The sequence below is a fragment of the Halomonas sp. IOP_6 genome (assembly GCF_021151565.1).
In the GTDB taxonomy this organism is placed as follows: domain Bacteria; phylum Pseudomonadota; class Gammaproteobacteria; order Pseudomonadales; family Halomonadaceae; genus Vreelandella; species Vreelandella alkaliphila.
This window is the reverse complement of the sequence record NZ_JAIRBO010000011.1, coordinates 71,281-78,124: the sequence shown is the minus strand read 5'-3', so window position 1 is coordinate 78,124 and position 6,844 is coordinate 71,281. Positions and strand designations below refer to the sequence as shown.

General features: G+C 49.8%; 8 protein-coding genes and 1 rRNA gene. 4 read left to right on the top strand and 5 right to left on the bottom strand.

Going from position 1 to position 6,844, the window contains the following annotated elements; all coding sequences use genetic code 11:
- Nucleotides 1-106: ribosomal RNA gene (rrf, locus tag K7H08_RS16660) — 5S ribosomal RNA — on the top strand; the annotation flags it as partial.
- Nucleotides 107-641: 535 nt separating this feature from the next.
- Nucleotides 642-1,709 carry a 23S rRNA (cytidine(2498)-2'-O)-methyltransferase RlmM gene (gene rlmM / locus K7H08_RS16655; RefSeq protein ID WP_231658569.1) on the top strand — a complete coding sequence of 356 codons (1,068 nt, stop codon included), beginning with the start codon at nucleotides 642-644 and terminating at the stop codon, nucleotides 1,707-1,709.
- Nucleotides 1,710-1,739: 30 nt separating this feature from the next.
- Here the strand turns inward: rlmM and K7H08_RS16650 are convergent, their stop codons facing one another.
- Entirely contained in the window at nucleotides 1,740-2,027 is a 288-nt protein-coding gene (locus tag K7H08_RS16650) for an antibiotic biosynthesis monooxygenase family protein (RefSeq protein ID WP_125746901.1), read from the bottom strand.
- Between the two features lie 28 nt (nucleotides 2,028-2,055).
- Here K7H08_RS16650 and tusA point away from each other — a divergent pair, with 28 nt between their 5' ends.
- Nucleotides 2,056-2,307, top strand: a complete 252-nt coding sequence (tusA, locus tag K7H08_RS16645) for a sulfurtransferase TusA (protein WP_038483001.1) — start codon at nucleotides 2,056-2,058, stop codon at nucleotides 2,305-2,307.
- Between the two features lie 87 nt (nucleotides 2,308-2,394).
- Here tusA and K7H08_RS16640 read toward each other — a convergent pair whose 3' ends face one another.
- The 3 genes from K7H08_RS16640 to K7H08_RS16630 form a co-directional block, all read right to left on the bottom strand.
- Nucleotides 2,395-3,096, bottom strand: a complete 702-nt coding sequence (locus K7H08_RS16640) for a hypothetical protein (protein ID WP_038483004.1) — start codon at nucleotides 3,094-3,096, stop codon at nucleotides 2,395-2,397.
- A 112-nt stretch (nucleotides 3,097-3,208) separates the two neighbouring features.
- Nucleotides 3,209-4,207 (bottom strand): DUF3080 family protein, encoded by a 999-nt coding sequence (locus K7H08_RS16635; RefSeq protein ID WP_231658568.1) that lies wholly within the window; start codon nucleotides 4,205-4,207, stop codon nucleotides 3,209-3,211.
- A gap of 3 nt (nucleotides 4,208-4,210) precedes the next feature.
- Nucleotides 4,211-5,629: an MATE family efflux transporter gene (locus tag K7H08_RS16630; RefSeq protein ID WP_231658567.1), complete on the bottom strand. Its 1,419-nt coding sequence runs from the start codon at nucleotides 5,627-5,629 to the stop codon at nucleotides 4,211-4,213.
- 155 nt (nucleotides 5,630-5,784) lie between these two features.
- On the opposite strand from K7H08_RS16630, the gene K7H08_RS16625 reads away from it, so the two are divergent.
- The gene (locus tag K7H08_RS16625) at nucleotides 5,785-6,366 is read left to right on the top strand and encodes an elongation factor P hydroxylase (protein ID WP_231658566.1); all 582 of its coding nucleotides are present in this window, start codon (nucleotides 5,785-5,787) and stop codon (nucleotides 6,364-6,366) included.
- Here K7H08_RS16625 and K7H08_RS16620 read toward each other — a convergent pair.
- Nucleotides 6,363-6,842 carry a hypothetical protein gene (locus tag K7H08_RS16620; RefSeq protein ID WP_038483013.1) on the bottom strand — a complete coding sequence of 160 codons (480 nt, stop codon included), beginning with the start codon at nucleotides 6,840-6,842 and terminating at the stop codon, nucleotides 6,363-6,365. The genes K7H08_RS16625 and K7H08_RS16620 overlap by 4 nt on opposite strands.
- Between the last annotated feature and the right edge of the window lie 2 nt (nucleotides 6,843-6,844).

Genomic DNA, 6,844 nt, shown 5'->3' with positions numbered 1-6,844 from the left:
ATAGCACGCGTGAACCACCTGATCCCATGCCGAACTCAGAAGTGAAACCGCTTAGCGCCGATGGTAGTGTGGGGTCTCCCCATGCGAGAGTAGGTCATCGTCAGGCACTTATTGAGAAACCTCGGCCATTTGGTCGGGGTTTTGCTTTTTAGGGGTCTCCCCTGGAGAGTAGCGGAGCGCCGCCCGGATCATCGTCAGGCACTTATTTAACAAGAAACCCAGCCCATCGGCTGGGTTTTTTGTTTGCGTGGAAGAAAATCAATTAGGGACGTTCCCAAGTCACTGCACCGTCATTCCCGAGTGGGGTTATCGGGAATCCACCTTGACCTTGGCCTGCAGCGGCCCGAAACTTCAGCCAACATGGATTCCCGCTAAGGGCCTGCGGGAATGACGAGGAGGTGCGGAGGGCTGAGTGGCGTCATCGTCAGGCAATTATTACCAAAAACCCCAGCTTCAACTGAAGCTGGGGTTTTTTGTTGGTCGCGATAATGTTTTAGTTCATCAAGCAGATAAATCATCGCTACTAATCTCACTACTTAGAAAGCAATTGAAAGAAAATGCTATGATGCGGCGATTAGCGGGGGCATTTTATTCTGAATAGATGTTCACCTATGACATGAAATTACTTTCGAGGTGAAAGGGTGAGTGAAACAGTACCCACATCGTGGCTTGTCTATTGCCGCCCAGGGTTTGAAAGCGACGCACTGGCTGAAATGCAACACCACGCCAAACAGCACGAGGTAAGTTGCGAACCTGCGAAAGGCGAAGGTTGGGTGAGTTTAACGCGCTTAGATAAAGAGCCGATTAATGATTTGCATCGTAAAGCGGCGTTTAAGCAACTTATTTTTGCTCGCCAAAGTCTAGCTGCACTGCCTGCGCTCACGCTGTCCCGAGATGATAGGCTGACGGCTATTCTCGATCAGGTAAAGTCAAGTCGTTGGAGTTTTGAAGAAATCTGGCACGAAACGCCAGATACCAATGATGGCAAAGCATTGGCAGGCTTAATTAAAGCGCTGACTAAGCCATTGCAGAGTATGCTAAAAAAACGGGGCGCACTACGCGGTAAAGCCGGTGCACGTCGTTTACATATTTTCTGGACGGATGGTGATCGTGTTCAGTTGGGTATGAGTTTTCCTGACAATCGAAGCGAGCTGATTAATGGTATACGCCGCCTACGTTTCCCATCTCGTGCACCAAGCCGATCAACGCTGAAGTTAGAAGAGGCATGGCATGAGTTTATTCCCCGAGAAGAGTGGGATACACGGCTTGCGGATCATATGCAGGCAGCGGATTTAGGGGCTGCCCCAGGTGGTTGGACTTGGCAGCTAGTCCAGCGTGGCATGTATGTTTATGCCATTGATAATGGGCCAATGGACAAGCAGCTAATGGCTACGGGACAGATAGATCATCTTAAAGAAGATGGATTTACTTGGGAACCGCCGCAACGAATGGATTGGCTAGTTTGTGATATCGTCGATAAGCCTGTGCGCGTGTTGGCAATGGTGGAAAGATGGTTAGCTCGGAAATGGTGTCGAGAGGCAATTTTTAATTTAAAACTGCCCATGAAGAAACGCTGGGACGAGGTTAATCGCTGTATTAGCACTTTGGAAGATGCGTTGGAAACGGCGGGAGTGCGCGCTACAATTACATGTCGCCACCTCTACCATGATCGGGAAGAAGTGACGGTTCATGTAAGGCTCGCTCACTAACTTGAAGGTCGGCGGAGTCAGGTAAAAGGGCTAATAGCCTGGCTCGTATACGCGGATAGTTTCGTCTTCTGTTAATAGAGGTAAGATGCTCTGCATGGCCACTGTACGTGCTTCACTTGAATGCCACTCTTTCCAAGCGCGAAGATCGCGCCATTTGGTAATCATCAGGCGGCGATCTGTATGGCCAAGTTCGACGAGCGTTTCTCCACCGACAAATCCTCGTACGCCAAGTGAAACGCGCATTGCTTCGCGGGCAGCTAGTTCATATTCTTCTTCCAGGCCAGGCATAATACGCCGTTCAATGATTACTTTGATCATGCTGTCTGTTTCCTAAACGAGATTGTAGATGACTGATAATACGTATGACCCAAGTGCCTTTGATGCATCGTTAGACACGACGGGTTTATATTGCCCTGAACCTATCATGTTAATGCATAACAAGGTGCGTGATATGACGCCAGGGCAGGTGTTGAAGGTAATAGCAACAGACCCCGCAACGACTCGTGATGTGCCAAAATTTTGTCAATTTTTGGGACACCAGCTACTGCTGCAAGAGGAGTCTGATGACCACTACGTGTACTTTATTCGCCTAGCGTAAGGCTTCTGCAGCTATGCGAGGCTAGCCATTAATATTGGTTTTAGGCCCTGGCTTTGATTGGGTAGCCTCGCAAGTGCTTATTTAAGATCACCCCTCTTTATTTGGAACAACCATCATCGCCAAAGCTTCCAGTGTCGCAGGGTCTTCATCCATAATGCGGCTAGCGATATGGCGTTGAAAAAAGTAAACCGTGCGATGGCGGGAGTGGGCATCGTAAAGGCACTTGTCACCCAGTAGGATGGGGGACATCGTGGCTTGCTGTTCATCGGCAAGAACTGCTTCAACGCTTCCATCGCTATAGAGGCGCCATCCATAGACTTGCTTCATATTCCAGGGTGCATCGGGATGATTCATGCATAAAGCATGAGTGCCAAGGGTGTCTGGAAGCTGTTGAATCAGCGTAATATCTCCTGAAGCTTCATACTCGAAGTAACTGGCTGAAGCCATTAGCTCGTCGTATTTATGATCAGGAGGAAGGGCGAAAATTTCTTCGGTTTCTGGATCGCGGTAGCCAATAAACTGGCCGTTTTCATGGCTGTCGAGTTCATGACAAGCAGCGAGCTTCTCCATCCATGGCACAAGGCCAATGACGTTACCGTTCTCTTGTAGCCCCCAGGCCAAAACAGGTAGGCCGTAATACGTGTCGGGACTCGCAGCGAGCTGGTAGACCATCTCTAACCCATCTAGCTCAGGGGCTAGGCGGATCAAACATTTTTGCGCCTGCTGACGCTGACGCACGGTTTCCAGGTCGATGACCTGGGCAGAGCGGGGTGACAGGGATGCGCCCATAATGTCCCTCCTTGTGCTGCGTGGTCACGACATCGGTAAACAGCGTATGCTGCCTACCACTTAGTTCACCAATAGCACAGGTTGCCCAGAAGGTTAAGGGGGTTTGTGATTTTTAATTATCGGAGCAGCTAGTAAATTGATCTCGCAACGCTTGGTGTTGTGCTTTTACTTGTTGAAGTTGCTGCCAGGGCGCCTGTGGGTTGTTCAATGATAACCAAGTGTTCTGATAGTTTTTAACCGCTTCAGGTGGCGTTATTTGGTGGGCATTAATTAGTCGGTTAATTGCTGTAAGCCACTTGAGAGAAATCTGCTCAACTTGATTAAATCCTGCTGGAAAATCATCTTGCAGGCATTCACTAGTGGTTAAGCGCGTTGACTCAAGTACTAGGTTTGCCTCCGTTAAGCGTTGGTGGGCGAGCAACAGTGTGCGTAAAATTTCTGCTGTTAAAGGCCTCTCTTGCAGCGCTTTAAGGTGGTTTTCAAGTGCTGAAGAGTCCTGTTGCCATGCTTGGCTAAATTGGTGCGTCACCATTCGCTCAAGGTAATCAACTGCAAGCAGTTGATTGTCAATATTAGGTAGTTCAGCGTTGTTTAAGGGGGCACTTGCTCGGGAAAAGCTTTTTTCCCACTCTTCAGAATCAAAAATGGCATTCCAGCTGACCGCTGGTAGCTGTTCTGTCTTGAGTTCAGTTAGTTCAGCCAGTCGCGCTTTATTGTCATCACTTAAGCTGTCAGGAATATCACTGTTCCAGCAGGCACTTAGGCGTTGCCATAGCGCGCGCTCGTAAAGCCAGTGCTGGCTAGGGGGAGCAACGCGCCCCAACTGATTGTTCCGTGCTGCAATGAGTGATGTTATCTGGCACTCACGTAACGCATAGATATTCAGCATACCCTCTCGAGTTTCAGGAATATTGAATAGTCGCTCTCGACGTTCAGGAAATTCACCAATATTAGGTGGCGGATGACGCTCAATATTGGCAATTGAAAGATCGCTAGTGAGCTGTTGGTGATACTCTACCCAGGGCTGTTCGGCACCATTGTTTCCGCAGCCCACTAGTACCAAGCTGGCACTGGTAGTCAGCCATAATATAGCTTGAGGGTAGAGTGCCATTGCTTACTCCTGTTGACTAATCCACTTTAATCGCCAAGCAAGTAATAGTGCGGCTGTGCTGAGCCCCGCAATCAGGCCTATCCAGTAACCATGCACCCCCAACGGGTCAGACATGTCACCTATACCGTGAGTTCCTAGCCAGTGACCACCGCCTAAACCGACAATCCAGTAAGAAAGTACGGTAATGACCATCACGATTCGGGTGTCTTTATAACCTCGTAATGCACCTGCTAGGTTGACTTGAAGTGAATCTGATAGCTGGAAAATTACTGCCAGGGATATGATGGTGAGCGCCAAAGCCTGGATGTCGGCATTGGAGGTATACAACGAAATCACCGGCACCGCTGTAAACCAAAGTAATGTACTGTTGATGACGGCCACAATGACACTGATCACGATACCGTTCCAAGCAACAGTGCGTGCCATAGCAGAACGTTGTTGGCCCAATGTATTACCCACGCGTACGGTAAGTGCCATGCTCAATGACATCGGCAGCATAAAGAGAATAGAGGTGAAACTTAGGGCGATTTGGTGAGCCCCTACAGTGACTTCTCCAAAGCTGGCAATAAACAGGGCTATCAGTGTGAATAACGTCACTTCCACGAAAATAGCCACACCGATGGGCACGCCCACTACTACAAGCTCGCGGATGCCGGACAGTGTTGGTGGCGTCAGCGTTTGCCAAATAGAGACGCTTTGGTAGGTGCGTCCTTTACGGGTATAAAAAGCCATAGCAACGGCCATTGTCCACATCGAGAGTGCTGTGGCGATGCCGCAGCCGAATGCGCCTAGTGCCGGTAGCTGTTGCAGAGCGCTGGGTAATCCATCACCAAATATATTAACTAGGCCATCACCGCCATAGATTAGTAAATAGTTACTGGGAATATTAACGGTTAGTCCTACTAAACTTATCCATAACGCGGGGCGGGTGTGATTCATGCCATCTGAAAAGGCTCTAAGCGCCTGAAACAAGGCGATTCCAGGCATGCCGAAGGCAACAGCGGAAAGGTAGGCAGCAGACTCTCTTGCAACCGCTGGGGGAACCTTCATAAGTTCGAATATCGGTGTAACGACTGTCCACAGTAATGCAGCGGCAGTGAACCCGAGTACTAATGCGACCCACAGTGCCTGGTGAACTGCAGGGCGAATCTCAGCATTTCTCTTGCCGCCCAAAAGGTGCGCCACGATAGGTGTGAGGCCCATCAACGTACCGGTCATAAATAGCATCAGTGGCATCCACAGGCTTGAGCCAACCGAAACGGCAGCTAAGTCGGTGGCGTTATGCCTGCCGGTCATGATGACGTCGACCACGCTCATGCCCGCTTGTGCGAGTTGAGCGCCGCAGATGGGGAGTGCTAACGCTACCAACGTGCGTGTTTCTGGCCAATAGATGGATTTTATATTGCTAGTGAAGCCGCCCACGGTATGTTTCCTGTTTAGCAAAGTGACCCAACAAAAGCCGATAGAGTAGCAGGAGTTACTAGGATCTCGGTAGCTGTCTAATGATTTGCCATCTCTTTATCATCGGGACAAGGCGCGGGTATACTTTACGAAATGAACGACGACGTAGGTATATAGTGACTCAAGAGCAGGAGCGTTGGACGCTTCACGACATAACGGCGCTGTTTGATGGTGTGTTTTTAGCACGTTATCAGACGCGATTAATCAAAGGTGGCGATGAACCCCTATATCGCCCAGCTACATCTGAAACACCTTATCATCAGGTGATTTTTGCGCGCGGCTTTTTTGCTAGTGCACTGCACGAGATTAGCCACTGGTGTATCGCAGGAGAGAAGCGTCGGCAGCTGGAAGATTACGGATACTGGTACTTGCCTGATGGGCGCGACGCCCAGCAGCAGCACGCCTTCGAACAAGCGGAGATTGCCCCGCAGGCGCTGGAAAAGCTGTTTACCCACGCCTGCGGACGCACATTCCACGTTAGTGTAGATAACTTGGGTGGGGACGTTGAGGTCGATCGTGAGGCGTTTGCCAACAAAGTAGATGCCAGAGCAGCACGTTATTTAGAAGAGGGGCTGCCATTACGTGCCAACGCTTTCTTTATCGCGTTGACACGCTATTATCAGCATCAGGATACTTTAGTTCAGGCCATTAAACAGGGGCAGCGAGAACTTGATGTGGCGCTGGTCGCGTCGGCTTAGTCTTTTTCGGTAAGCTGTTTGTGCAGCGTTAGCATTACTTCAATTTCGTGCTCGGGCCGCATTGGTTCGAGCCCCATGTCGTTAAAAATTTCGCTGCGTAAGCGGTGCCAATCTCTCGCGCTAATCGCTTCATAAAGCACCTGTGCAGGCGCTAATTCAACAAAAGGATCCAAGCCATAGGTGTCAAAGAGTCGAGCCAGTGCTGCTTCATCCTCACCGTTATCGCTGGTATACAGCGTAGCCGAGAAGTGATCGGTCTCTAGTTCACGTATGACATCCAAAGGGCTGACGCCGAGGCTTTCTAGCTCTTCAATGCTATAAGAACCCATCACGTTCGTGTCTTCACTGATCCAGCTATCGTCAGGCTGAATGAGTGTTTGCTTAATGCGACCATCAGGTAAAGACCAGGCAATAGCCAGCGGCAAGCCGTCATCTTCGCCCGTCTCAATGGCAATAAATCCTGGGTAATCAGCCACGC

Coding starts and splice junctions, on each gene's coding strand:
- tusA (WP_038483001.1), top strand. CDS start 2,056: ATGACTGATAATACGTATGACCCAAGTGCCTTTGATGCATCGTTAGAC.
- K7H08_RS16635 (WP_231658568.1), bottom strand. CDS start 4,207: ATGGCACTCTACCCTCAAGCTATATTATGGCTGACTACCAGTGCCAGC.
- K7H08_RS16640 (WP_038483004.1), bottom strand. CDS start 3,096: ATGGGCGCATCCCTGTCACCCCGCTCTGCCCAGGTCATCGACCTGGAA.
- K7H08_RS16650 (WP_125746901.1), bottom strand. CDS start 2,027: ATGATCAAAGTAATCATTGAACGGCGTATTATGCCTGGCCTGGAAGAA.